The following is a 24,059-nucleotide window of genomic DNA, read 5'->3' as shown; positions in this document are numbered from 1 at the left end:
TTTTTTTCATGTGCACCATCCGGCCGGCACCGCCTGCGCATAGCCCAGGTCCACGTGCGCCTTCAGGAAGTCCAGCACGGCCCGCGTTCGCGCCGGCAACTGGCCGGGTTTGCCCACGTAGACGGCATGAATCGGTTCGAGATCGCCGGTATTGAAATCCTCCAGCACCACCCTGAGCCGGCCCGACTGCAAGTCTTCCCAGGCGTGATAGAGCGACAGCCGTGCCAGGCCGGCACCCGCAAGCACCAGCGCGCGCATGGTTTCCCCGTCATTGACGCGCAGCACCTCCCCCATGGAGACCGCCTGCTTGTGACCCTGCACCGCAAACGGCCAGTGCGGCACGGCACGCGGGTAATTCCAGCCTATGCGCACATGCCGCTGCAGGTCCTTCGGCCGAGCCGGCGTCCCTTGCTGCCGCAGATATGCGGGCGAGGCCACGATGACCTGCCTGGTATGACCGAGCAGGCGCGCCACCATCTCCGATGACGGCAACCGCCCCCAGCGCAGGGCGATGTCGGCGCGGGCAGCGATCAGATCCACGACCTGATCGGTAAAGCTCAGGTCCAGCTGCAGCTCCGGATGCTGGCGCAGCAGGGCCGGTACCAGCGGCACCAGCAGCCTCTGCCCGATGCTGGAGCTGGCATTGATGCGCACCAGCCCGCTGGGCTGGCCGCAGCGAGTCACGGCGGACTCTAGCGCCATCCAGTCGGCCAGCAACGTTCTGCCCTGTTCCAGCAACTGCTGCCCTTCCTCGGTCAGCTCCAGCCGGCGCGTGCTGCGGCGCAATAGCTGCACGCCCAGACGGGCCTCCAGCCGCGCCACGATCTTGCTCACAGCCGAGGGCGAGACCTCGCGCTGACGCGCGGCCGCCGAAAAGCTGCCCAGCTGCGCGACCTGCACAAAGGTCTGCAGCTCGGTAAAGCGGTTGATTTCCTGACCCGGGGCGGGAGCGGGCAGCGCATCCCTGGCGCGTTTTTCCATCATGAACCGCATGGTATTACCTCGACTGTTTCCTGTACGGCACAAATGCATTTCCTTCTGACGGGCTACCGCCCACAACGCGGGCGGCTCACAGTCTGGGTTCTCGGAAATCTTCACGAAGGACCTCATCGTGCCTGCAGCCTTGCTTGCATTGGCCGCCGGAGCTTTTGGCATCGGCACCACGGAATTCATCATCATGGGGCTGCTCACCCAGGTCAGCCAGGATCTGGGCATCGGCATTCCCACGGCGGGGACGCTGATCTCGGGCTATGCCATGGGCGTGGCCGTCGGCGCGCCCGTGCTCACCCTGCTGACCCGCCACTGGCCACGCAAGCGCCTGCTGCTGGCCTTGATGGGCATCTTCATCGCGGGCAATGCCGCCGCCGTGTTTGCCCCCAGCTATGGCTGGCTGATGGCGGCGCGGCTGCTGACCTCGCTCACGCATGGCACTTTTTTCGGCGTGGGTGCCGTGGTGGCGACGGGGCTGGTGGCCCGGGAGAAACAGGCCTCTGCCATTGCGCTGATGTTCTCGGGCCTGACCCTGGCCACCCTGCTGGGCGTGCCTGCGGGCGCCTGGATAGGCCAGCAGTTCGGCTGGCGCATGGCGTTTGCAGCGGTGGTCGTGGTAGGCCTGCTCGCATTCACCATCGTGGCACTGCTGGTGCCCAGCCGGATTGCGGGCTCGGGCCCGCAGACGCTGGCACAGGAGCTGGTGGTGCTGCGCCAGCCCAGGCTCTGGCTGGGCCTGACCATCACGGTCGTGGGCTTTGCCGGGGTCTTTGCTCTCTATACCTATATAGAGCCGCTGCTGACCCAGGTGACGCGGATGGACAACCAGCAGGTAGCGACCACCTTGCTGCTGTTTGGCGCCGGCCTGGCCCTGGGCAACCACGCGGGCGGCAAGCTGGCCGACCGTTTCGGCACGCAGCGCTCGCTGCTGGCCACACTGGCGGCCCTGCTGCTGGTGCTGCTGGCCGGGCACTGGACCTTCAACCAAGCCTGGGTCGCCATGGTCTATGTGCTGGTGCTGGGTGTTGCGGCCTTTGCCACCGTCGCCCCCATGCAGATGTATGTGCTGCAGGCCACGGAGGGCAGCTCCTCCAGTCTCGCGTCCAGCCTCAATATCGCCAGCTTCAATATCGGCAATGCTCTGGGCGCCTGGCTGGGCGGTGCCGTCATCGGCCATGGCTTAGGACTGACGACCCTCGGCTGGACCGCATCGGCCCTGGCCGCAGCCGGCCTGCTGCTGGCCTATGGCAGCCGGGAACCCGCCGCCTCCCTGAGCCAGCCGGCTCCGGCCCGGGCCTGAGATATTCGGCGTCAAGCAAGCGCAGCCGCATCCCGCGGGCTGCGCTTTTTTGCTGCTGCAGGGCAATCCGGCGACCGCATGAAAGGCGATGGCGGCCCTTTTCTGCCCCGCATCCAGCATCGGGCGTTCTCTACCGCCAGGTCTTAACTGCCTCAACCGAAATACGCATAAGCCACCGCCCATGGCCGCATATTGCATATTGTGCAAAGTTTGCTATTAAAAATATAGCTTATTACACCCAAAAAATATATGGATCAACCCGAAACTTATAAAAAATCTTGATGTAACAATTGCATACAGCTATTCTTTTGATAGCTGAAGCCTGATCCCAGGCCATCCCATGCGTTTGCCGCATAACTCCAGCCCAATGTCGCCGGCTGATGAAATTTGAGCAGGGTTTACCGGTAGAAGCAGTCATTTATACCTTGTATACACTTTTTGTATGGATTGCTGCAAAGAGCAGATCAAGGCAATCCCTTCCCTATATGGAGTGAGGAGACAAGTTTTATGACATCCCAAGTGCATCCCGTGGATGAGGTTCTGCCCTTCGGCAAGCTCACCGCGCTTGGCCTGCAGCACGTGCTGGTCATGTATGCCGGCGCCGTGGCCGTGCCGCTGATTGTGGGCCGCGCGCTGAACCTGCCACCAGAGCAGGTCGCGCACCTGATTTCAGCCGACCTGTTCGTCTGCGGCCTGGTCACGCTGATCCAGGCCCTGGGCGCCACCCAGTGGTTCGGCATCAAGCTGCCGGTGATGATGGGCGTGACCTTTGCCAGCGTTGCCCCCATGGTCTCCATCGCCCAGTCCACGGGCGGCAATGCGGGCGCGGGGCTGATCTTCGGCTCGGTCATAGGCGCGGGCGTGATCTCCATTCTGATCGCGCCCGTCATCAGCCGCATGCTGCGCTTTTTCCCGCCCGTGGTGACCGGCAGCATCATTGCCGTCATCGGCATCAGCCTGATGCGCGTGGGCGTGAACTGGATCTTCGGCAACCCCGTGGGCCCGACCGCTCCCAACGTGGTGAACCCCGAATACACCAAGTGGCTGGCCGAGGCCCAGGCCATGGCCGGCGCTCCGGGTTCGGCCCTGCCGCCCGTACCCAAGGGCTTCACGGTGCTGCCCACCGTGCCTAACCCCAAGTACGCCGACCTGTCAGGCGCCGCAGTCTCGGGCATTGTGCTGCTGTCCATCCTGCTGATCGCCCGCTTTGCCAAGGGTTTCATCGCCAATATCTCGGTGCTGATGGGGATTCTGATCGGCGGTGTGATCTCCGTGGCCATGGGCCTGATGAACTTTGACAAGGTCGCCAAAGCTGAATGGTTCACCGTGGTACTGCCCTTCCAGATCGCCATGCCCGTGTTCGATCCCGTCCTCATCCTGACCATGAGTCTGGTGATGATCGTGGTGATGATCGAATCGACCGGCATGTTCCTGGCTCTGGGCGACATGACCAAGCGCGAGATCACCCAGGACGAGTTGACCCGCGGCCTGCGCACCGACGGCCTGGGCACGCTGATCGGCGGCATCTTCAACACTTTCCCCTACACCAGCTTCTCGCAGAACGTGGGTCTGGTCGCGGTGACGGGCGTGATGAGCCGCTGGGTCTGCGTGGCCGGCGGCGCCATCCTGGTCATCCTGGGCGTGCTGCCCAAGATGGGCGCGCTGATCGAGTCCCTGCCCACCGTGGTGCTGGGTGGCGCGGGTCTGGTGATGTTCGGCATGGTGGCCTCCACCGGCATCCGCATCCTGTCCAACGTGGACTTCCGCGACAACAAGCACAACGCCATGATCGTGGCCGTGTCCATAGGCGTCGGCATGATTCCTCTGGTGGCGCCCAATTTCCGCCAATGGATGCCCCACTCCATTCATCCCCTGATTGAATCCGGTATCCTGCTGGCTTCGATTACCGCAGTGGTTCTGAACCTTTTCTTCAACGGAGCTGCCAAAGACAACAGCGCTGCCATCAACGCGGCGCGCCAGGCCGACGCACACTAAGCGTAATGCCATGAATCGCCAGCTTACCGGCTGGCCCGAGCCCCCTGCCACATCAAGATGTGCCAGGGGGCTTGTTGTCGGTGCAGTTCAGGCAAAACAGACCTGACCCAAAATCTTCTGGCCATCCGGTAAGCTCTCAGAAGCAACTTGCTGATATTTTTGTATGACACAAAACCTGTCCACCGCCGAACAAGCCCTGCGCGACGCGGCCCGCGAATACCACCGCAGCCCCGTCAAGGGCAAGATTTCCGTCACGCCCACCAAGCCCCTGTCCAACCAGCGTGACCTGTCACTGGCCTACTCGCCCGGCGTGGCCTACCCCTGCCTAGACATCCAGGCCGATCCCTCCTGCGCTGCCGAGTACACCGCACGCGGCAATCTGGTGGGCGTGATCACCAACGGCACGGCCGTGCTGGGCCTTGGCGACATCGGCCCGCTGGCCGGCAAGCCGGTGATGGAAGGCAAGGGCTGCCTGTTCAAGAAGTTCGCCGGCGTGGACGTGTTCGACATCGAACTGGCCGAACGCGATCCGGACAAGCTCATCGAGATCATCGCCTCGCTCGAGCCCACGCTCGGCGGCATCAACCTCGAAGACATCAAGGCGCCCGAGTGCTTCTACATCGAGCAGGAACTCTCCAAGCGCATGAACATCCCGGTGTTCCACGACGACCAGCACGGCACGGCCATCATCTCCAGCGCCGCCCTGCTCAACGGCCTGGAACTGGTGGGCAAGCAGATCGACAAGGTCAAGGTCGCTGTCTCCGGCGCCGGCGCTGCCGCTATTGCCTGCGTGAACGTGATGGTGGGCCTGGGCGTCAAGCGTGAAAACGTCTTCATGTGCGACTCCAAGGGCGTGATCTACGAAGGCCGCCCCGGTGGCCTGGATGCCTCCAAGGCCCAGTACGCGCAAAACACCGAGGCCCGCACCCTGGCCGACGCCGTCAACGGCGCCGACGTGTTCCTGGGCTGCTCGGCTCCCGGCGTGCTGACCGCCGACATGGTCAAGACCATGGCCGACAAGCCCATCATCCTGGCCCTGGCCAACCCCGAGCCCGAAATCCGCCCCGAGCTGGCCAAGGCCATCCGTCCGGACTGCATCGTGGCCACCGGCCGCTCCGACTACCCCAACCAGGTCAACAACGTCCTGTGCTTCCCCTACATCTTCCGTGGCGCGCTGGACTGCGGCGCCACCAAGATCACCGAAGCCATGAAGCTGGCCTGCGTGCGCGAAATCGCCGCCCTGGCCAAGCAGGACGTCAGCGATGAGGTCGCCGCCGCCTACCAGGGCAAGGAGCTGACCTTCGGCCCCGACTACCTGATCCCCACGCCCTTCGACACGCGCCTGATCCTGCGCATCGCTCCGGCCGTGGCCCAGGCCGCCGCCGAATCCGGCGTCGCCACCCGCCCCATCGAGGACATCGCCGCCTATCGCGAGAACCTGACCCGCTTTGTCTACCAGACCAGCATGTTCATGCGCCCCGTGTTTGCGGCCGCCAAGGCCAAGCAGCAACGCGTGGCCTATGCCGAAGGCGAGGACGAGCGCGTGCTGCGCGCCGTGCAGGTGGCCGTGGACGACGGCCTGGCCAAGCCCATCCTGATCGGCCGTCCCGCCGTGATCGAGGCCCGCATTGCCAAGGCCGGCCTGCGCATCCAGCTGGGCAAGGACGTGGAAATCTGCAACCCTGAAGACGATCCGCGCTTCCGCCAGTACTGGGAAACCTACCACCGCCTCATGGGCCGCAACGGCGTGACGCCCGAAGCCGCCAAGGCCGCCGTGCGCCGCTCCAACACCTTGATCGCCGCGCTGATGGTGCATCTGGGCGATGCCGACGCCATGCTGTGCGGTCTGGTCGGCAAGTTCGACGGCCACCTCGCACATCTGCAGGACGTGCTGGGCCTGAAGCAGGACGCCAAGGAGTTCGCCACCGTCAACGCCGTCATGCTGGAATCGGGCACGCTGTTCATCGCCGATACCTATATCAACGAAGACCCCACGGCCGAAGAGCTGGCCGAAATCGCCAAGATGGCCGCCGACGAGGTGGCCCGCTTCGGCCTGCCGCCCAAGGTGGCCTTCCTCTCGCACAGCAACTACGGCTCCTCCACCCGTGGCTCGGCCCGCAAGATGCGCGCCGCACGCGACCTGTTTGCCGCCGCCAACCCGCATATCGAGTGCGACGGCGAGATGCACGGCGACGCGGCCCTGTCCGCCGAGGTCCGCAGCCATTCGCTGCTGGAATCCTCGCTCAGCGGCACCGCCAATGTGCTGATCTGCCCCAACCTGGACGCCGCGAACATTCTGTTCAACGTGCTCAAGACCACGGGCGGCCATGGCACCACCATCGGCCCCATCCTGATGGGCGGCTCCGCCTCGGCCCACGTGCTGACCCCCTCGGCCACCGTGCGCCGCGTGGTCAATATGACGGCCCTGGCCGCTGCCCAGGCGATCACCCTGCGCGGCTGATCGGCTTCGGCCTGAAAACAGAAAACGCCCTTCGGGGCGTTTTCTGTTTCTGCCTTCAATGCGACCGCCGGCACTCTATGGTGGAAGCGACGGCAAAGCGGTACTCGACTCGTGCATAGGCCCCTGATTCACCAGTATCAATCCCCACTTGGCTGCTTCGTCCACCAGCACGATGAAGCCTCCCTTACCCATATCTCTAGGCTCTATGGCGTGCAGCTGCCAACATAGCCCGCCGTTCACAGCCTGGCCCACGGAGCCCCAGCATCAGGAGCGGGTCTGGTACCCAGGAATCTAGCAGGCTGGCCGACTCGAACCTCGATCACAGAAAACAGGCTCATGCGCTCACGGTGTAACCGTTGAATGCTATCTTTAAATGAGCAAAAACAAAACTCCCGGAACGCAGCTGGCACTGGATTCCTTGTGTAGAATCCCGCTATCCGGAGGTTTGGGTGAGTGGTTTAAACCAGCAGTCTTGAAAACTGCCGAAGGAGTGATCCTTCCGTGAGTTCGAATCTCACAGCCTCCGCCAGATACCCCCCAAAAAAAGCGCCTTCGAGGCGCTTTTTTCTTGCCGTCTCAGTCGCCAAGTTGCTTGCGGCTGGCAGGAAGCCTGAAGCTATGAATGGAATGCGGGCCCGCTGTACTTCTACAGGAATCTGCCTGCTACAAGCCCGATCTTGATCACGATCAATCTTGCGAATACAGGCTTCAAAAAGATATATCTATCTTCGGTGATTCAGTAAATCTCTGGTATCTGGAAAAAATCCTTACGACAAACTCAAACTTCGGGTTCAAATTCTTAGTTAGGAATTTTCAATATCTGAATGGTGATTCATACTTTTGGCATGCAAAAATATCTTATTCACCGGATGATATTTCACCTAACAACTGACGAGCCCAAGGAGTATTCATCTCGATTTTTTCGAGCCATTTTCTTGACCTTTCACACCCAGCTCGAAGATTCATACAGCGAATACAAGAATATCGAGAAAAATCATTGAAGACAATGATTTATAAAGGCGTCAATCCACCTCTTATTTGCAGGTTATTGCAACCTCGTATTGGCTTGGTCATTCCATTCATTTATCCAATTTTGAAACCGATTTAAATTTTCCTCTTCGAGTTCAAAAAAAAATAACGGAGAGCCTCTCTCTATTAAATTACCAAATGCTTGAAGCTCAATTACATCTAAATCTCCCAAAATTTTTAAAAATAATTATTGGATAGTTTTTCAGACTACAGCGAGAGTTGCGCGATGCCCCACCAACTGGGAGCTGCTTAGTGACATGCTTGTCTTCCCGGTGCTATTAATTTGCGCAAAACTTTCTATCTCATTACGTTTCACATTGTTATCATTGTTGCCATTAATAACATTGGCTAGGTGAACTTTCCAAGGAAAGGCCTCTGCCTCTTGTCCTACCGCCGGACCACTGGATGAAGCAAAAGGGAGAAGGAGTCAATATGCAAGAGGGAGCGGCGCATAGCGCACTATCGGAGTCACTGCGACTGGCTCAGTTCCAGGCCCTCGATCGGGCGATGGCCATGGCCGCGTTCGCGGTGGATGGCACGCTATGCCATGCCAATACCAACTACCTGCAGCTGCTGGGACTCACGCAGGAGCAGGCCCAGGGGCGTTCGCACCGCAGCTTCTGCACTCCCGCACTGCTGGACAGCAATCGGTATGAAGCCATCTGGTCCCGTTTGTGCGCGGGCCATGCCTATTCGGACGTCGTGGAGCGGCTGCGCAGCGATGGCAGCAGCTGCTGGCTGGACACCACCTATTCCCCGGTGCTGGACGCCCAGGGCCAGGTGATACAGATTCTGAAAGTCGCCACCGACATCACGGAGCGCCGCGCGCGGGAACAGGCACAGCAGGAACATCTGCGCCGCCTGTCGCTGGTGGCAAACGCCTCCGACACCGCAGTCATCATCAGCGACAGCGCTTCGCGCATCGTGCATGTCAACGGCGGCTTCATCCGCATGTTTGGCTGGCAGCCCGAGGAGGCCACGGGGCGAGCCCCCATAGACCTGCTTGCGCCCCATCTGCCGCAGGAGTTCTCCGATCTCTACCATGCCGAGCTGCGCGCCGGCAGGCCCGTGGAGCGCGAGGAGATCGTGGTCGGAAAGAACGGCCAGCGCTACTGGGCCAAAGTCATCAGCAACTCCATCCTCGATACCGACGGGCAGTGGCGCTACACGGTGTCCATGCTGACCGACATTACGCGCTCCAAGATGCACGAGGCGCTGCAGCATCGCGTGCTGGAAGCCATGGCGCGCGAGCGCCCCTTGACCGAGGTGCTGGAGATGGTCTGCCGGGAGGTGGAGCGGATCGCACCCGAGGTGACTGCCTCGATTCTCGAAGTGGATGACCAGGGCCTGCTCCATCCCCTGGCCAGCCCCAGCCTGCCGCAGACCTATTCCGCACTGCTGGACGGACTGGCGATGGGGCCGAGCGCAGGCTCCTGCGGCACGGCCGCCTGGCGCAATGCTCCGGTGCTGGTCGACGATATCGCGCAGGACCCGCTGTGGCAGGATTACAAACATCTGGTCCTGCCGCTGGGCTACCACGCCTGCTGGTCCACCCCGATACGCAACAGCCAGGGCAAACCCATAGGGACGTTTGCCTTCTACTACCGCGAGCCGCGGACCAGCGCCTCGTCGGAATTCCACCAGCAGCTGGTCAACGCCTGCACCCATCTGTGCGCGCTGGCGCTGGAGCGCGAGCACGACCGCGCCCGCATCCGCCAGCTGGCGTTCTACGATGGCCTGACCGGCATGCCCAACCGCAGCCTGTTGCAGGCCAAGGCCGACCTGGCCATCAACCTCGCCGCACGCAATGACGAACAGCTGGCGGTGCTGTTCATCGACCTGGACCGATTCAAACAGGTCAATGACTCCCTGGGCCATCAGGCCGGGGACGAGCTGTTGCGCAACGTGGCCACCCGCCTGCAGCAGACGCTGCGCGCCTCCGATATCGCGGGGCGGCTGTCCGGCGATGAATTCGTGGCCGTGCTGCCGCGCTGCGACGCCGAGCATGTGACCAATACCATAGAGCGCTTCCAGGAGCAGTTGGCCATGCCAATGCTCATTGCCGACACCTCGCTCACCATCTCCACCAGCATAGGCATTGCGATGTTCCCGGTCGACGGCCGGGACATGGATACGCTGCTGCACCGCGCCGACATGGCCATGTACCAGGCCAAGAGCAAGGGCCGCAGCGGTTTCAGCTTCTTCAGCAGCGAAATGAACCGGCTGGCGCAGGAGCGGCTGGCGCTGGAAAACGCCTTGCGCAAGGCGCTGCAGGCGCAGGAGCTGCATCTGCACTACCAGCCCCAGATCGATCTGGCCACGGGCCGGCTGTATGGCGTGGAGGCCCTGGCGCGCTGGACGCATGCCGAATTCGGAGATATCTCGCCCGCACGCTTCATCCCTCTGGCCGAGGAATGCGGGCTGATCGCCGACCTCGGCCGCTGGGCCTTGAACCAAGCCTGCCAGCAGCTCGCGCAATGGCGGGCTCAGGGGCTGGAGGTGCCCGCGGTATCGGTCAATCTCTCGCCGACCAGCTTCCACAATCTGGACCTGCCGCGCATGATTGTGGACACACTGGACCGCAACGCTTTAGTCCCTCAGGATCTGACGCTGGAACTGACCGAGAGCATTCTGCTGGACACCAACCCCTGCACCATGCAAACCATAGAGGAAGTCCATGCGCGTGGCGTGCGCCTGTCCATGGATGACTTCGGCACCGGCTACTCCAGCCTCAGCTATCTGCGCCGCCTGCCGGTCAGCGAACTCAAGCTCGACCGCAGCTTTGTCGCCGATCTCGAATATGACGAAGCGGCACGGGCCCTGAGCAGTGCGATTCTGGGCATAGGCAAAAGCCTGTATCTGACCGTGGTGGCGGAAGGCGTGGAAACTCCGACCCAGAACCAGATGCTGCGCGAACAGGGCTATCCCGTGGCGCAGGGATATTTATTCTCCCGCCCGCTGCCGCCCGAGGAACTCGAGCGCTGGCTGGCCGAGCGCCAGGTCAGCGCCTGAATCGGCCGAGCTTTCTCCGCCGCTCCTGAGGCTCCGGATGTGATGCATCCGAGGCCCGGCCGGGCCGCCGCGGCCTGCGGTCCGGTAGCTGCTCACTGCCATCCGGGCCGGACAGAGCCCGTTGCCGCCCCCTCAATCACTTCACCGCTGAATAGCCGCCACGTTCGGGCAATCGCCTCGGTCTTAGCCTGCGCGGGTCGCAGCGTAGCCGCCGGCCATCCCGCTGCGGCAACAGCACCCCCGTAAGACAAAATTTTGTATAGTCATATAATTGACTATACATATATAAGAGTTCTCGAACCCTAAGCTCCTTTGAAGTCATGAAATTCACTCTGAACGGCCAGGAAGTGGATGCGCAAAGCGCCGCTCCCGACACTCCTCTTCTTTACGTGCTGCGCAACGACATGCAGCTCAACGGTCCCAAGTTCGGCTGCGGCCTGGGCGAATGCGGTGCCTGCGCGGTGCTGATCGACGGCAAGGTGGCGCGCTCGTGCTCCGTGCCCGTGAGCGTGGTGGCCGGCAAGAAGGTCACGACGCTGGAAGGCCTGTCGCCCGACGCCAGCAAGGACGCCAGCGAACAGGCGCTGCACAACCGCGCCGTGCTCGACGTCAGCGCCGCAGCCGGCGATGGCAAGGCCCAGGCGCCTCGCCGCACCCATACCCTGCATGTGGTGCAGCAGGCCTTCATCGACGCGCAAGCCGCGCAGTGTGGCTACTGCACCAACGGCATGATCATGGCTCTGGTGGGCCTGTTCAACCAGAAGCCCCAGGCCAGCGACGACGAGATCAAGCAGGCGCTGTCCGGCCACCTGTGCCGCTGCGGCACCCATGTGGAAATCATGCAGGCCGCGGCCCGCGCCCGCGAGCTGATTGCGCAGGGCCGCAGCGCCGCCATTCCCGCTGCATCCACGGAACAGAAGGCTGCCTGATCATGAAATTCTTCACCAAAGACAATCAAGCCCAGCTCACACGTCGCCAGTTGCTCAAGGCCGGCGGCATGCTCATGGTCGGCTCCGTGGCAGGCGGACATCTGCTGATGGCCCAGACCGCCCCCGAAGCGACCGCCAAGGGCGCTTTCGCCATTCCTTCGGCCAAGCTGGTGGACAGCTTTATCGCCATTGGCGCCGACGGTTCCGTCACGGCCTACAATGGCCACGTGGACCTGGGCACGGGCGTGCGCACGGCACTCGGCCAGTTGGTGGCGGACGAGCTGTACGTGGACTTTGCCGCAGTGACCATGGTGCTGGGCCACACCGCCCGCACCCCGGATCTGGGCCCCACCATTGCCAGCAACACCATCCAGGTTTCGTCCCTGCCCATGCGCCATGCCGCAGCGCAGGTGCGCCAGTTGCTGATCAAGCTGGCCAGCGAGAAGTCCGGCGTGCCCGCCGATCGCATCACCACGCAAAAAGGCTTTGTCATCGCCGGCGGCAAGCGCTACGGCTATGGCGAGCTGGTCCAGGGTCAGGATCTGCAGATCGAGGTCGACGACAAGATCGAGCTGCGCAAGTCCGGCTTCGAATATGTCGGCAAATCGGTGCAGCGCGTGGACATCCCCAACAAGGTGCTGGGCGCGCTGACCTATATCCACGACCTGCGCGTGCCCGGCATGCTGCACGGCCGCGTGATCCGTCCTCCTTACACCGGCGCCGATGCCACGGCACCGCTGGGCTCCAGCCTGGTGTCCGTGGATGAAAAATCCATTGCCCACCTGCCCGGCATCGTCAAGGTGGTGGTCAAGGGCGACTTCGTGGGCGTGGTGGCAGAGCGTGAAGAGCAGGCCATCGCTGCCATGCGCCAGCTCAAGGTCACCTGGAAGGAATGGAGCGGCCTGCCCGATATGTCGCTGAGCGGCCTGCACCAGACCCTGGTGGACCACGCCAAGACCGACCGCGTGCTGCAGGAAGACGAGGGCGCGCTGCAGGCGATCGAGCAGGTCAAGACTGCACTGACCCGCGACTATGTCTGGCCCTATCACGCTCACGGCTCCATCGGCCCGTCCTGCGCGATTGCCGAAGTGGGTGACGGCCAGATCCAGGTCTGGACCGGCTCGCAAAACCCTCACGACGTGTGCAAGGACATTGCCAAGCTCATGGACGTGAAGGCCGACAACATCAACGTCACCCGCCTCGAAGCCTCGGGCTGCTACGGCCGCAACTGCGCGGACGACGTCTGCTCGGATGCCGTGCTGATGTCTGCCGCCGTGGGCAAGCCCGTGCGCGTGCAGCTGATGCGCGAGCAGGAAGCCGGTTGGGAGCCCAAGGGCACGGGCCAGCTGATTCGCGTGCGCGGCGGCCTGGACGAGCAAAACAATGTGGCCGCCTACGAGCTGCGCACCTGCTACCCCTCGAACAACGCCACGGCACTGGCCTTGATCCTCACGGGCAAGGTGTCCGCCAAGATCGAGGCCCAGCAAATGGGCGACCGCACGGCCATTCCGCAGTACGAATATCCCAAGATGCGCGTGATCTCCCAGGACGCCGTGCCCATCGTGCGCGCTTCCTGGATGCGCGGCGTTTCCGCCCTGCCCAATGTGTTCGCCCATGAGTCCTGGATCGACGAATGCGCCTATCTGGCCAAGGCCGACCCCATCGAATACCGCCTGCGCTACCTCAAGGACCCACGCGCCGTGGCGCTGATTGCCGAAGCCAAGAAGCAGTGCCACTGGCAGGAAGGCCCTGCGCGCCGCAATGCGGCGCCCGATGACCAGCGTCTAGTCAAGGGCCGCGGCTTTGCCTATGCGCGCTACTTCCACAGCAAGTTCCCCGGCTACGGTGCGGCCTGGGCGACCTGGGTGGTCGATGTGACCGTGGATCGCGAAACCGGTGAAGTCAAGGTCGACAAGGTCTTTGTCGCCCAGGACACCGGCGCCATGGTCAACCCTGCGGGCGTGCGCCATCAGGTGCACGGCAACGTGGTGCAGTCCACCAGCCGCGTGCTCAAGGAATTCGTCACCTTCGACAAGAGCGGCGTCACCTCCGTGGAATGGGGCGGCTACCCCATCCTACGCTTTGACGAGCTGCCCGAGATCGACTCGCTGCTGGTCGAGCGCCCCAACGAAGCCCCCATGGGCGCCGGCGAATCGGCCTCCGTGCCCAGCGCTGCGGCCGTGGCCAATGCCATCTTTGACGCCACCGGCGTGCGCCTGCTGGAAGTGCCGTTCACGCCCAGCCGCGTGCTGGCCGCGCTCAAGGCTGCCAAGTCCGGCCAAGCCGCATCCAAGTGACCCGCAGAACAGAGACGATCAAGATGAAAACCTTCAAGAAAATCGTGCTGGGTGGTGCCGCACTCGTGGTGGTTTTGGCCGCTGCCGGCCTGGCCCTCACGCATCAAGGTGAAATTGCACCGCAGGCCAGCATTCCGACTGCCGAGTTCTCGCCCCAGCAGATCGCCAAGGGCAAGCTGCTGGCGGCCATGGGCGACTGCGCGGTCTGCCACACGGCTGCCAACGGCAAGACCAATGCCGGCGGCCTGGCCATGCCCAGCCCCTTCGGCACCATCTACACCAGCAATATCACGCCCGACGTGCAGACCGGTATCGGCGGCTGGAGCTTTGAAGCCTTCGAGCGCGCCATGCGCCATGGCGTGGACCGCGAAGGCAACTACCTCTACCCGGCCTTTCCCTACACGGCCTTCAGCCGCGTGACCGATGAGGACATGAAGGCGCTCTACGCCTACCTGATGAGCGAGCCGGCCGTGGAGTACACCCCGCCCAAGACGGAGCTGAACTTCCCCTACAACGTGCGCCGCGGCATTGCGGCCTGGAACTGGCTGTACCTGAAGCCCGGCGTGGTCAAGGACGACGCCGCGCAAGCGCCCGAGTGGAACCGCGGCGCCTATCTGGTCGAAGGCCTGGGCCACTGCAGCGCCTGCCACACGCCGCGCAACGGGCTGGCCGCCGAGAAGACCGGCGCTGACCACTTTGCGGGCGGCAGCGCCGAAGGCTGGGATGCACCGGCCTTGACCGCCAGGTCGGCCTCGCCCCTGCCCTGGACGCATGCGGATCTGGTCACCTATATGAAGGACGGCTACTCGCCACGCCACGGCGTGGCCGCCGGCCCCATGGCTCCCGTGGCCCACGGCCTGGCGCAGCAGTCGGAGGCGGACCTGAACGCCATCGCCACCTATCTGATGAGCTACCGCGACGCCAACGCCGCTCCCGGCGACGCCCAGGCCCTGATCAAGGAAAAGACCGCCACACCGAAGCTGGCACTGGATTCCGAAGGCTACCGCCTCTACCAGGGCGCCTGCATGGCCTGCCACCGTGCCGACCCTTCGGGCAGCACCTTCGGCGTGCGTCCCCAGCTGGCCTTGAACACCAGCCTGCATGCGGCTGCGCCCGACAATGCCATCCTGTCCGTGCTGGAAGGCATACAGAAGCCCGCTCACCCCGAGCTGGGCACCATGCCGGCCTTCCGCCACAATCTGAGCGACGCCCAGATCGCCACCCTGCTCAACACCATGCGTGCGCAGTATGGCCTGCAGGAGTGGAAGGATCTGTCGGCCAAGGTCGGCCAGCTGCGCCAGCAGACCTCAGCCTCCGAGCACTGAGCCCGGCCTGCCCCGCAAGCCGGGGCGGCACACGGCCTTTCCACCGCCCGGGCGCTGAGCAGCAGCGCACCGGAGCCGGCGGAAAGGCTTTTTTATTCAGCCCTCAGGGGCCAGCGCACCGCCTCGCCCGGGAAAGCCTTTACCCGGCCGCTCGGCTGCTGCGCACATGGCCACTCGGGGTGAAGGAAAATATCGGATGCCCACGGCCAGGCCGTTGCGGCATCTGCTGAAAGGACCACAAATGGACAACATCGATGTCATGGTGCTCAAGGCCTTGCGCGACTGGCGCCTGGCCGGCCAGCGTGCCCTGCTCGCCACCGTGGTGCGAACCTGGGGCTCATCCCCCCGGCCCATGGGCTCGATGATGGCGCTGCGCGAGGACGGCCGCGCCATAGGCTCCGTCTCGGGCGGCTGCATCGAGGACGATCTCATTGCACGCCATACCCGCTCACTGAACCAGAACCTGGGCATTCCGGACGGCCCGCCGCAACTGGTGCGCTATGGCGTCAGTGCCGACGAAGCCCACCGCTTCGGCCTGCCCTGCGGCGGCACGCTGGAGCTGCTGCTGGAATTCAACCCCGATGCCGCCAGCCTGCAGCAGCTGGTGACGCAGCTCGAAACCGGCAGCCTGGTGCAGCGCAGCGTCGACTGCGACAGCGGCGCCGTCACGCTCACTCTGGCGCAGCAGCCCGAAGCCCTGGAATTCGACGGCCACAGGCTGAGCAATCATCTGGGCCCGGGCTACCGCATGCTGCTCATAGGCGCCGGAGCTCTGGCCGAGTACCTGGCCACCATGGCTCTGTTCAACGGCTTCACGGTCACGGTCTGCGACCCGCGCGAGGAATACATGGGCAGCTGGTCGGTGGAACAGGTCCACAAGGTCACGGACATGCCCGACGATGCCGTCACGGCCTTCAGGCCCGATTCCCGCAGCTGCATAGTCGCGCTCACCCACGATCCCAAGCTCGACGACCTGGCCCTGCTCGAAGCCCTGCACAGCCCGGCTTTCTATGTGGGCGCCATAGGCTCGCGCCGCAACAACCATGCGCGGCGCGAGCGCATGATCGAGCATTTCGACGAGACCGAGGCTTCGCTGGCCAGGCTGCGCGGCCCCATCGGCCTGTATATCGGCAGCAAGACGCCGGCCGAGATTGCCGTGAGCGTGATGGCCGAGATTCTGGCCGTCAAGAACGGCGTCGCCCTGCCCCAGGCCATGTCCGTGGAAAGCGCCAAGCAGGAGCACGATATCGCCATGAGCGCGGCCAACACGCACTGCGCTATCCCCGAGATCGTCAGCCCCGCTAGTGCAGCACCGCGGCGCTGAAACAAGTGCTTGCATCGTTGTGGCCATAAAGTGCAGCCCCAGGGCTGCACTATGCTTTTGGAAGCATTCAGGCGGCGTACCATTGCCGCCTGAATGACGTCCGCCAAGAAAAAGAAGACGCCGGCGCGCAAGCGCGGCACCGCCTCCAAAACCCTGGCCTTCGGCCTGTCCCGCGCCAAACGCTTTGCGCTGTCTGCGGGTGCCGCCGCACTGGCCAGCTTCCAGATCGCCAGCTGCAGCTTCAACCCGGCCTGGTCCGCGGAGAGGCTGCTCAACCAGACCCTGGCGGCGCTGCACATGCCGGCGCTGGACGCTTTCCGCAAGAACGGCTGGCCCGACTTGGCCGGTACGGGCGCGCACACCACGCCCGTCGGCGGCAGGGTCGGCCAGGCCGATGTCACGGCCGCTGCGCAACCCACGCGGTTCGCAAGCTGCCCGCAGTTCTTTCCCTCGGGCCTGGCGCCGGCGCTACAGCTGCATCCCCACGAGCGCGAGCTGTGCTTCAGCAGCTTTGCCGTGCTGCACAACGGCGAGACCAAGACTCCGGTGTTTGTCGCCGAACGCCTGAACCGCCACTCCCTGCAGCAGGGCCAGGGCCTGAAACGCACCGACAAGTTCTATGCCGACGCGCGCCTGCCGCGCGCCGAGCGCTCGGAGCTGGACGACTACAAGCACTCCGGCTATTCGCGCGGCCATATGGCTCCCGCTGGCGATATGAGCACGCCCGAGGCCATGGCGCAAAGCTTCAGCCTGGCCAATATGGTGCCGCAGAACCAAGTGCACAATGCCGGCGCCTGGAGCCAGGTCGAGCAGGCCACGCGCAAATACGCGCTGCGCGCCCAGGGCGATGTGTTCGTCTTCACCGGCCCGGTGTTTGCGAAGAACGCCCCGACCATAGGCGGCGGCAAGGTGGCCGTACCCGATTACATCTTCAAGCTGGTCTACGACGCCAGCACCGGCAAGAGCTGGGTGCACTGGCAAGCCAACAGCGCCGACACGCGCATGGACACGCCCATCAGCTACGAGGAGTTCACGCGGCGCACGGGCATGCCGCTGCTGTCCCGGGTCAGGAGCTGAAAAAAACAAAGCCTGCGGGCATAAGCCGCAGGCTCTCGAAAATCGCGGCGCTAAGCGCTTGAACGTCAAGCGCTGCGGCTTTAGAAGCTCAGGACCTTGTCGGCGGCCAGCGTCCAGTCGGCCAGCTCGGGCAGGGTGCCGATCTCCACGCCCGGAATCAGCGTCAGCTCGGCCAGGCCGCGCGCCAGCGCGCAGGTACGGCACAGCTTGAGGGTCACGCCCTCGGCCACCAGGGTCTCGACGATGGCCTGCAGACCCGTGCCCGCGCCATCGCGCTGGTTGGGCAGGCCGACCACAGTGGCGTCGGACATCAGAAACACCTTGACCTCGGGCCTGCCATCGTGGGCGGCCAGGGCCGTGGCCACACGCAGCGCCGACAGGCAGCGCTCGCTGCCATAAGGCGCGGCGTGAATAACGATAACGATTTTTTGTGTCATGGCGAAATTCTCGAATTGGTATTCAGGGCACAGCGCCTAAAACTGGCGCAACCCAACAAAGGGACAGCCAGCAAGCGCCGCCTCGCAGCAAAGCTGTCGTCCCCCTCCCCTAGCGCGAAGCGCGTAGAGAGAGGGGCGCCCGGCTAGGGGGAAGCGGCAAAGCCGCTCAGGGGGAGCTACCTCATCGACGGATGAGGTAGCGAATCGTCGGGCCGTCCTGCTGGATCTCCAGCACCTCGTAGCCATGGTTCTTGGCATCCAGGGGGATGTTGTTGATGGACTGCGGGCAGTCCGAAACCACTTCCAGAATCTGGCCGGGCTGCAGCTGGGGCAGGGCCTCCAGCGTGGCTACCGCGGGATAGGGGCAGGGCTCGCCCAGCATGTCGAGGCGGAAATCGGGAACGTATTTGGTGTGGCTCATGGTCGAATCCTTGGACATCGGAGATCAGGCGATGCTGACCGCCGCAGCGGTGCGGCGGGCCTTCCTGGCAAAGAAATGCTTTTCCCACCACAGCACCAGCGCCAGCGAAACACCCAGCATCACATAGGTGGCCAGCAGGCCGCCCTGCGGCCCCATCTGCTTGAGCAGATTGACCTTGTCGTAGTTGGTGGCGATCACGGGCGCGATGTCGTCCCAGACCAGGGCCAGCAGCGTGGAGCCGATCACATTGCCCAGGCCCACCAGCCAGTAGTGCACCTGGCCTTCGACGGCGCGGTACATCCAGCCGGTCTCGCAGCCGCCGGCCAGCACGATGCCGAAGCCGAACAGCAGGCCGCCGATCACGGCATTGGGGCCGGCCCAGAAGATCTTGGGGTCCATGCCCAGCTGCACATAGCTGTAGATGCCTATGGTGCCCACGGCCATGCCCGCGATGATGGCCTTGGCCATCTGCGTGCGGCCCGTGATCCAGAGGTCGCGGAAGGCCGAGGTGAAGCAGACCTGGGCCCGCTCGATGATCAGGCCGAAGGCCAGGCCGAACAGTATCGCCATGCCCAGCTTGGGCGCTTCGGCGGCCTTGCAGATGCCCCAGGCCACACAGGCCAGGAACAGTGCCATGCCGATGCGGAACCGCCGCTTGGCCTGGGCCTCGCGCTGCTCCAGCGGCTTGGGGGCGCTGACCTTCTGCAGCTTGACGGGAATGCGAAAGATGGGCAGCAGGCTGACCTTGGCGCCGGCCAGCGAACCTATGGCCGTGGCGATGGCGAAGAACCAGGCGTGCAGCGAGAACTGGGGAATGCCCGTGAAGAAGGCCGCCAGATTGCAGCCCATGGCCAGACGCGCGCCAAAGCCCGCGATGATGCCGCCGACTATGGCCTGGAACACGCGTATGCGGTGGTTGGGCAGGCGCAGCTTGACGTTGTTGGCCCATAGCGCGGCCGAGAAACAGCCCGCGAACATGCCTATGATCATCAGGCCGTCGACGCGGCTCAAGGGCGTGCCCTGCAGGCCTATGATCTTGAAGTAGCCCCAGTCGCTCAGATCCACACCGGCAAACTGCAGCAGATGGCCGCCCCAGCGGGTGAATTCGCCGGTCACGGCCCAGAAGGTGCCGGTGATGCCGAAGTAATACGCGGATAGGACGCCGGCCGCAATCACTGCGGGTACGGGCGACCAGAAGCGCACCAGGTATTGGTGCTTGAAGTCTTGCCAGCTCATGCCTTGCTTTCTTGCCACGCGGGTCTGCGTGGGCTATTTCCGATCGCACCAGACAAAAAACGCAAACACCCGCCGGGTCTTTGCGTTTTCAGGGTTCTGGTGGACGGCTACAAAAAGTGGCCCGTCCATGGGCCGAGAATCCGGGCCCTAGGGCCCAACGATTCACATAAGCTAACAATTATCCACCTGCAGGCCGGCCAGCGTGCCGGCTCCGGACTTACCTTACTGGACTGCTGCGCCACCGGCCGCCGGCGCCGCGGGGGCCGCCTGCGCCGTGGCGGCAGGCTGCCAGCCGGCGGGCAGCGCGGCATCCAGCCAATGCAGGCGCCAGGCCAGCAGCGTGCCCAGCATCAGCAACGCCAGCAGCCACAGCGTGTTGCGCCAGCCATGGGTCTCGGCAAACGGGTCGGCCAGATTGCGCTTGGCATTGAGCGGCACCTTGGCCGTCTGCGACAGGCTGCGGCCCAGGCCCTGGTTGATGTTCATGCGGCCGTTGATGGCCCAGCCGCTGGCGTCGAGGATGGGGCCCAGGCTGCGCTGGCGCAGCTTGAGCCAGGCGATCAGCATGCTGGGTCCCGAGATGGCCAGGATGATGCCCAGAATGGCCACGGGAATCCAGGGGCCGAGTTCGATGAACTTGCCGAAAATGCCCACCGCCACGGCACTCAGGGAACCCAGGGCCACGCCGATCGCGGCCACCGTGCCCACATCGGTCTTGCGCGGGGTCGAGGCCGCGGCGGGCGCCAGATCCTTGGGCGCCGACACCAGCTTGCCAGCGCTGTCGCTGAGGCTGGCGTTGACCAGATCGTTCTTGGCGGCCGCATGCTTGGCCACCTGCTCCTCGACCATGCGCACAAACTTCTTGTAGGGCGAGAAGAAGGCCTGGCCGATGCTGGTCGGGTTGTCTATGAGCTTGACGATGGTCGCATCCCAGTCCTTGCCCGCGCGGTCGTAGAACACGCCGTTGCGGCCCACGAACAGAAAGTCCACATCGCCGGCCGTGAAGGCCGCGACTATGGTCTTCTTCTCGCCCTGGCGCCTGCATTCGCAATAGGCGAGATAGGTCTTGGCCATGGCCGCCAGCGCCGAGTGCGCGGCCGCATCGGCCACCTCCACGGTCAGGTCGCAGCTGCGCCCGTCCAGGAATAGAGTCCCCGCTTGGAAGGCCGCACCCTCGCGGCGGTAGAAGCTGGAAAACGAGACGAAATTGTTGAGCAGCGGCAGCAGGTCGCGCTGCAGGCGGATCAGCTTTTCCAGCGCCACGGCCTGCCGGCCATGCTCCTTCTCGGCATCGTCATGATCGAGCAGCGCCGTCAGCGCGGCCTGCTGGCCGCTGGCCAGCAGCTGCTGCACCTCGGCCTCGGTCGGCGTGCCCAGCGGTGTGGCCGGGCAGGCCGCCAGCCACTGCTGGCAGTTGGCCAGCATGGTCTTGAGCTGTTCCCACTGCGTCTCGCTCAGCGCCGTCAGCGCCTCGCCGAACACCGGCAGCACCGCCTGTTCGCGCAGCGTCTGCAGGGCTGCAGCCCAGGCGGGGTTGACGCCATAGACCAGGGGCAGGCTGCGCTCGCCCGTCACCGCGGCCAGCGGCAGCGCGGCAATGGCTTCGGAGGCCTGGCTCAGCACCTGGGCGCCCAGCGCCGCATAGCCTTGCTCGGTGGGGTTGAGCGGCGCCCTGGCGCCGGCATCGAACTCCACCAGCCGCGTGCGCGCAAAGAAGTCGTCGACCTTGGCCTGCACGGCGTTCACCGCCTCGGCCGCCGCCAGCGCCAGCGCGCGCGGCTGCAGATGGCAGCCCAGCTCGGCCGCCTGGGCAAACCAGGTCCGCAGGCTTTGGACATCGGCCCAGAAGGCCTCGGCCTTGGCCCGGTCTATGCCGGGCACACCGTCGCAGCCGTCCACGGCGCCATAGGTTTCCTGGATGCGCGCGATCAGCGCGGCCAACGCCGCATCGTCCGCGGCCGTGGCCGCCGACACCACGCCGTCGCCGTTGAAGCGCAGCGCCTGCAGCGAAGCCAGGCGCTGCTGCACCTGCGCCAGAGTGATGGAGTTCGCCTCCGGCATCCCCGCCAGCGCCAGCACGCGCCTGGCCTCGGCCAGCAGCAACGCGCCGTCCTCGCTCTGGTCGTTGATGCTGGCCAGCTGCAGCACATCGCCGCCATCGGCCAGCACCTGGGGGTCGCGCACCCGCGCCACCGCCCAGGCACAGGCGGCCACCAGCTCGGGCGGACGGATGCGCCCGTCCTTGCTCTCGTCGATCAAATCCAGCGTCGCGCCGTCAAATTCGATGCCTCTGGTGGGACAGGCCAGGGCCACCCACAGTTTCTGATCCAACTCACCAATGTGGGCAATGTCCTGGCCCGTGCGTATGACCACCTGGTCCACATCTCCGGCACGGAAAAACTGCCACGCGTACTGCTGCTGCATGAAACTACCAACTCCCAGGCGTTCTCGGCCTCTGTCGACGCGGTCGGCAGCTTTTGCTGCCGGTACCGAGCGCTATCAAAACCAGGAGTTTAAAAGTCATTCCGACCCCGGAATTGGTGACATTTGTGAACTCTTGGCGAACGCCAGGCCTTGCCGTCCCGGGGTTTTGTGCCCCGGCTCCGCAATTTGTGCAAAAATAAAGTTATTGTTTAGATACTTTATTTAACCAGGCCATGAGCACCAGCGCCGCAGCCCAAACCCGCGACAAGCTGCATCTGCAGCTGGCCCGGCTGTTCCGCAACAAGATCGCGACCGGCGAATGGACTGTGGGGCAGAGCATTCCCACCGTCGAGGAGCTTGAGACCCTGCACGGCGTCTCGCGCACCACGGTGCGCATGGCAGTGCATGCCCTGGTCGATGAAGGCCTGCTGGAGACCCGCAAGCGCGGCGGCACCCGGGTCATGGGCCAGCCCTACCGGCCGCCCTCGTTTCTGCTGCCTACCAGCTGGCAGGAACTGGTGGCGTTTGGCGAGCAGATCCGGCAGCTCACGCTGCACACGGCCGATGACTGCGTGCCGCCGATTCCCGCCGGCTTTCCGCTGCCCGGAGAGCTGGCGGCCGCCTATGTGCATTTTCTGCGCGTGCATACTCATGGCAAGGCACGCTTTTGCCTGTCCGAGCTGTACCTGGAGCAGCAGCTCTACCCGCAGCTGCAGGCGCAGCTGGAACGCGCCACCCTGGCCCAGGCGCTGGGCAGCGACCCTTCGCGCATCGCCACCGCGCGCCAGTACCTGAGCGTGGTGCCGGCCGACGAGCTGATCGCCGAGCATCTGGGCGTGGCGCTGGGCACGCCGCTGATGCAGGCGCTGCGCTGGGCCTGCAACCCCCAGGGGCTGATCGTCTACTGGGCCAAGGTGCGCTTTATCAGCGAGTACGTGCATATGGAAATGGATTTGCTCAAATGACCACCGCCGTCCTCCCATCCTCTGCGGGCCGCCCGCATGCCGGCCGCGTGGCCTGGGTCACAGGCTCGACCAGCGGCATAGGCTGGGCCATAGCCCGGCAGCTGGCCTCCGAAGGCGCGGCCATCGCCCTGCATGGACGCGAAGCCGCCTCGGCCAGAACCGAGGCCCAGTTGGCCGAGCTGCACGCCCTGGGCGTGGCCGCCCGCTACTACGCGCTGGACCTGGCCGAGGGCGAGGCGATTGCGCCGCTGGCCGCGCGCATCGAGGCCGAGCTGGGCGCGGTGGACATACTCGTCAACAACGCGGGCATGCAGCATGTGGAGTCGGTGCTGCAGTTTCCGCCAGCCAAATGGGAGGCCATGCTGGCCGTCAATCTCTCGGCGCCGTTCCGCACCATCCAGGCCTGCACGCCCGCCATGCTGGAGCGCGGCTGGGGCCGCATCATCAATATGGCCTCGGTCAGCGGCCTGGTGGGCGTGGCCCGCAAGCCCGCCTATGTGGCCAGCAAGCACGGGCTGCTGGGCCTGACCAAGTCCGTAGCGCTGGAGCTGGCGACCACGCCCGTGACCTGCAACGCCATCTGCCCGGGCTGGGTGCTCACGCCCCTGGTGCAGGCGCAGATCGATGCGCTGGCCAGCCGCGAAGGCCTGGACCCAACTGCGGCCCGCGCCAAGCTGCTGGGCGCCAAGCAGCCGTCTCAGGCTTTTGTGACGGTGGAGCAGGTGGCCTCGCTGGCCAGCTACCTGGCCAGCGACCACGCGGCCCAGGTGCGCGGAGCGCAGTGGAATATGGACGGCGGCTTCACGGCGGCCTGAAGCTATTAAATCAAGAGCTTAT

General features: G+C 64.4%; 16 protein-coding genes and 1 tRNA gene. 12 read left to right on the top strand and 5 right to left on the bottom strand.

What is annotated here, in order from left to right; all coding sequences use genetic code 11:
• Positions 1-6: 6 nt before the first annotated feature.
• Positions 7-984 carry a LysR family transcriptional regulator gene (locus AB6724_RS02150; protein ID WP_369337017.1) on the bottom strand — a complete coding sequence of 326 codons (978 nt, stop codon included), beginning with the start codon at positions 982-984 and terminating at the stop codon, positions 7-9.
• Positions 985-1,111: 127 nt separating this feature from the next.
• Between AB6724_RS02150 and AB6724_RS02145 the strand changes: the two genes are divergently transcribed.
• The 10 genes from AB6724_RS02145 to AB6724_RS02100 all read left to right on the top strand — a co-directional run bounded on the left by AB6724_RS02145 (position 1,112) and on the right by AB6724_RS02100 (position 17,739).
• Positions 1,112-2,290, top strand: a complete 1,179-nt coding sequence (locus tag AB6724_RS02145) for an MFS transporter (RefSeq protein ID WP_369336852.1) — start codon at positions 1,112-1,114, stop codon at positions 2,288-2,290.
• A 507-nt stretch (positions 2,291-2,797) separates the two neighbouring features.
• Complete coding sequence (locus tag AB6724_RS02140) at positions 2,798-4,285, top strand: nucleobase:cation symporter-2 family protein (protein WP_369336851.1); 1,488 nt, start codon at positions 2,798-2,800, stop codon at positions 4,283-4,285.
• A 163-nt stretch (positions 4,286-4,448) separates the two neighbouring features.
• Positions 4,449-6,746, top strand: coding sequence for an NADP-dependent malic enzyme (locus AB6724_RS02135; protein ID WP_369336850.1), 2,298 nt, complete (start codon positions 4,449-4,451; stop codon positions 6,744-6,746).
• Positions 6,747-7,185: 439 nt separating this feature from the next.
• Positions 7,186-7,275 (top strand) — tRNA-Ser (locus AB6724_RS02130).
• Between the two features lie 932 nt (positions 7,276-8,207).
• Complete coding sequence (locus tag AB6724_RS02125; RefSeq protein WP_369336849.1) at positions 8,208-10,787, top strand: sensor domain-containing protein; 2,580 nt, start codon at positions 8,208-8,210, stop codon at positions 10,785-10,787.
• Positions 10,788-11,107: 320 nt separating this feature from the next.
• A complete protein-coding gene (locus tag AB6724_RS02120) occupies positions 11,108-11,716 on the top strand; it encodes a (2Fe-2S)-binding protein (RefSeq protein ID WP_369336848.1) in 609 nt (202 codons plus the stop codon).
• A gap of 2 nt (positions 11,717-11,718) precedes the next feature.
• Positions 11,719-14,013, top strand: a complete 2,295-nt coding sequence (locus AB6724_RS02115) for a xanthine dehydrogenase family protein molybdopterin-binding subunit (protein ID WP_369336847.1) — start codon at positions 11,719-11,721, stop codon at positions 14,011-14,013.
• Positions 14,014-14,036: 23 nt separating this feature from the next.
• A complete protein-coding gene (locus AB6724_RS02110; protein WP_369336846.1) occupies positions 14,037-15,338 on the top strand; it encodes a c-type cytochrome in 1,302 nt (433 codons plus the stop codon).
• A gap of 241 nt (positions 15,339-15,579) precedes the next feature.
• Positions 15,580-16,662, top strand: a complete 1,083-nt coding sequence (locus AB6724_RS02105; RefSeq protein WP_369336845.1) for an XdhC family protein — start codon at positions 15,580-15,582, stop codon at positions 16,660-16,662.
• 93 nt (positions 16,663-16,755) lie between these two features.
• Complete coding sequence (locus AB6724_RS02100; RefSeq protein WP_369336844.1) at positions 16,756-17,739, top strand: DNA/RNA non-specific endonuclease; 984 nt, start codon at positions 16,756-16,758, stop codon at positions 17,737-17,739.
• 80 nt (positions 17,740-17,819) lie between these two features.
• On the opposite strand, the gene AB6724_RS02095 is transcribed toward AB6724_RS02100, so the two are convergent.
• The 4 genes from AB6724_RS02095 to AB6724_RS02080 all read right to left on the bottom strand — a co-directional run bounded on the left by AB6724_RS02095 (position 17,820) and on the right by AB6724_RS02080 (position 22,257).
• Positions 17,820-18,176, bottom strand: a complete 357-nt coding sequence (locus AB6724_RS02095; protein WP_369336843.1) for a DsrE/DsrF/TusD sulfur relay family protein — start codon at positions 18,174-18,176, stop codon at positions 17,820-17,822.
• Positions 18,177-18,357: 181 nt separating this feature from the next.
• On the bottom strand, positions 18,358-18,597 hold the full coding sequence (gene yedF / locus AB6724_RS02090; protein ID WP_369336842.1) for a sulfurtransferase-like selenium metabolism protein YedF: 240 nt from the start codon (positions 18,595-18,597) through the stop codon (positions 18,358-18,360).
• A 24-nt stretch (positions 18,598-18,621) separates the two neighbouring features.
• The gene (gene yedE / locus AB6724_RS02085) at positions 18,622-19,851 is read right to left on the bottom strand and encodes a selenium metabolism membrane protein YedE/FdhT (RefSeq protein WP_369336841.1); all 1,230 of its coding nucleotides are present in this window, start codon (positions 19,849-19,851) and stop codon (positions 18,622-18,624) included.
• A 204-nt stretch (positions 19,852-20,055) separates the two neighbouring features.
• The gene (locus AB6724_RS02080) at positions 20,056-22,257 is read right to left on the bottom strand and encodes a hypothetical protein (RefSeq protein WP_369336840.1); all 2,202 of its coding nucleotides are present in this window, start codon (positions 22,255-22,257) and stop codon (positions 20,056-20,058) included.
• A gap of 233 nt (positions 22,258-22,490) precedes the next feature.
• On the opposite strand from AB6724_RS02080, the gene AB6724_RS02075 reads away from it, so the two are divergent.
• Together AB6724_RS02075 and AB6724_RS02070 are read left to right on the top strand one after the other, a co-directional pair.
• Positions 22,491-23,222, top strand: a complete 732-nt coding sequence (locus tag AB6724_RS02075) for a GntR family transcriptional regulator (RefSeq protein ID WP_369336839.1) — start codon at positions 22,491-22,493, stop codon at positions 23,220-23,222.
• On the top strand, positions 23,219-24,037 hold the full coding sequence (locus AB6724_RS02070) for a 3-hydroxybutyrate dehydrogenase (protein ID WP_369336838.1): 819 nt from the start codon (positions 23,219-23,221) through the stop codon (positions 24,035-24,037). Before AB6724_RS02075 ends, AB6724_RS02070 begins: the two co-directional genes overlap by 4 nt.
• Positions 24,038-24,059 lie beyond the last annotated feature (22 nt).

Source organism: Comamonas guangdongensis (genome assembly GCF_041079535.1).
Lineage (GTDB): Bacteria > Pseudomonadota > Gammaproteobacteria > Burkholderiales > Burkholderiaceae_C > Comamonas > Comamonas guangdongensis.
Note: the sequence above shows the minus strand (reverse complement) of the source record. Positions and strands in the feature narration are given on the sequence as shown.

What these genes read in the sequence shown, in the direction of transcription:
- AB6724_RS02150 (WP_369337017.1), bottom strand. Translation starts at nt 984, where the DNA reads ATGATGGAAAAACGCGCCAGGGATGCGCTGCCCGCTCCCGCCCCGGGT.
- AB6724_RS02140 (WP_369336851.1), top strand. Translation starts at nt 2,798, where the DNA reads ATGACATCCCAAGTGCATCCCGTGGATGAGGTTCTGCCCTTCGGCAAG.
- AB6724_RS02135 (WP_369336850.1), top strand. Translation starts at nt 4,449, where the DNA reads ATGACACAAAACCTGTCCACCGCCGAACAAGCCCTGCGCGACGCGGCC.
- AB6724_RS02125 (WP_369336849.1), top strand. Translation starts at nt 8,208, where the DNA reads ATGCAAGAGGGAGCGGCGCATAGCGCACTATCGGAGTCACTGCGACTG.
- AB6724_RS02120 (WP_369336848.1), top strand. Translation starts at nt 11,108, where the DNA reads ATGAAATTCACTCTGAACGGCCAGGAAGTGGATGCGCAAAGCGCCGCT.
- AB6724_RS02115 (WP_369336847.1), top strand. Translation starts at nt 11,719, where the DNA reads ATGAAATTCTTCACCAAAGACAATCAAGCCCAGCTCACACGTCGCCAG.
- AB6724_RS02110 (WP_369336846.1), top strand. Translation starts at nt 14,037, where the DNA reads ATGAAAACCTTCAAGAAAATCGTGCTGGGTGGTGCCGCACTCGTGGTG.
- AB6724_RS02105 (WP_369336845.1), top strand. Translation starts at nt 15,580, where the DNA reads ATGGACAACATCGATGTCATGGTGCTCAAGGCCTTGCGCGACTGGCGC.
- AB6724_RS02100 (WP_369336844.1), top strand. Translation starts at nt 16,756, where the DNA reads ATGACGTCCGCCAAGAAAAAGAAGACGCCGGCGCGCAAGCGCGGCACC.
- AB6724_RS02095 (WP_369336843.1), bottom strand. Translation starts at nt 18,176, where the DNA reads ATGACACAAAAAATCGTTATCGTTATTCACGCCGCGCCTTATGGCAGC.
- yedF (WP_369336842.1), bottom strand. Translation starts at nt 18,597, where the DNA reads ATGAGCCACACCAAATACGTTCCCGATTTCCGCCTCGACATGCTGGGC.
- AB6724_RS02080 (WP_369336840.1), bottom strand. Translation starts at nt 22,257, where the DNA reads ATGCAGCAGCAGTACGCGTGGCAGTTTTTCCGTGCCGGAGATGTGGAC.
- AB6724_RS02075 (WP_369336839.1), top strand. Translation starts at nt 22,491, where the DNA reads ATGAGCACCAGCGCCGCAGCCCAAACCCGCGACAAGCTGCATCTGCAG.
- AB6724_RS02070 (WP_369336838.1), top strand. Translation starts at nt 23,219, where the DNA reads ATGACCACCGCCGTCCTCCCATCCTCTGCGGGCCGCCCGCATGCCGGC.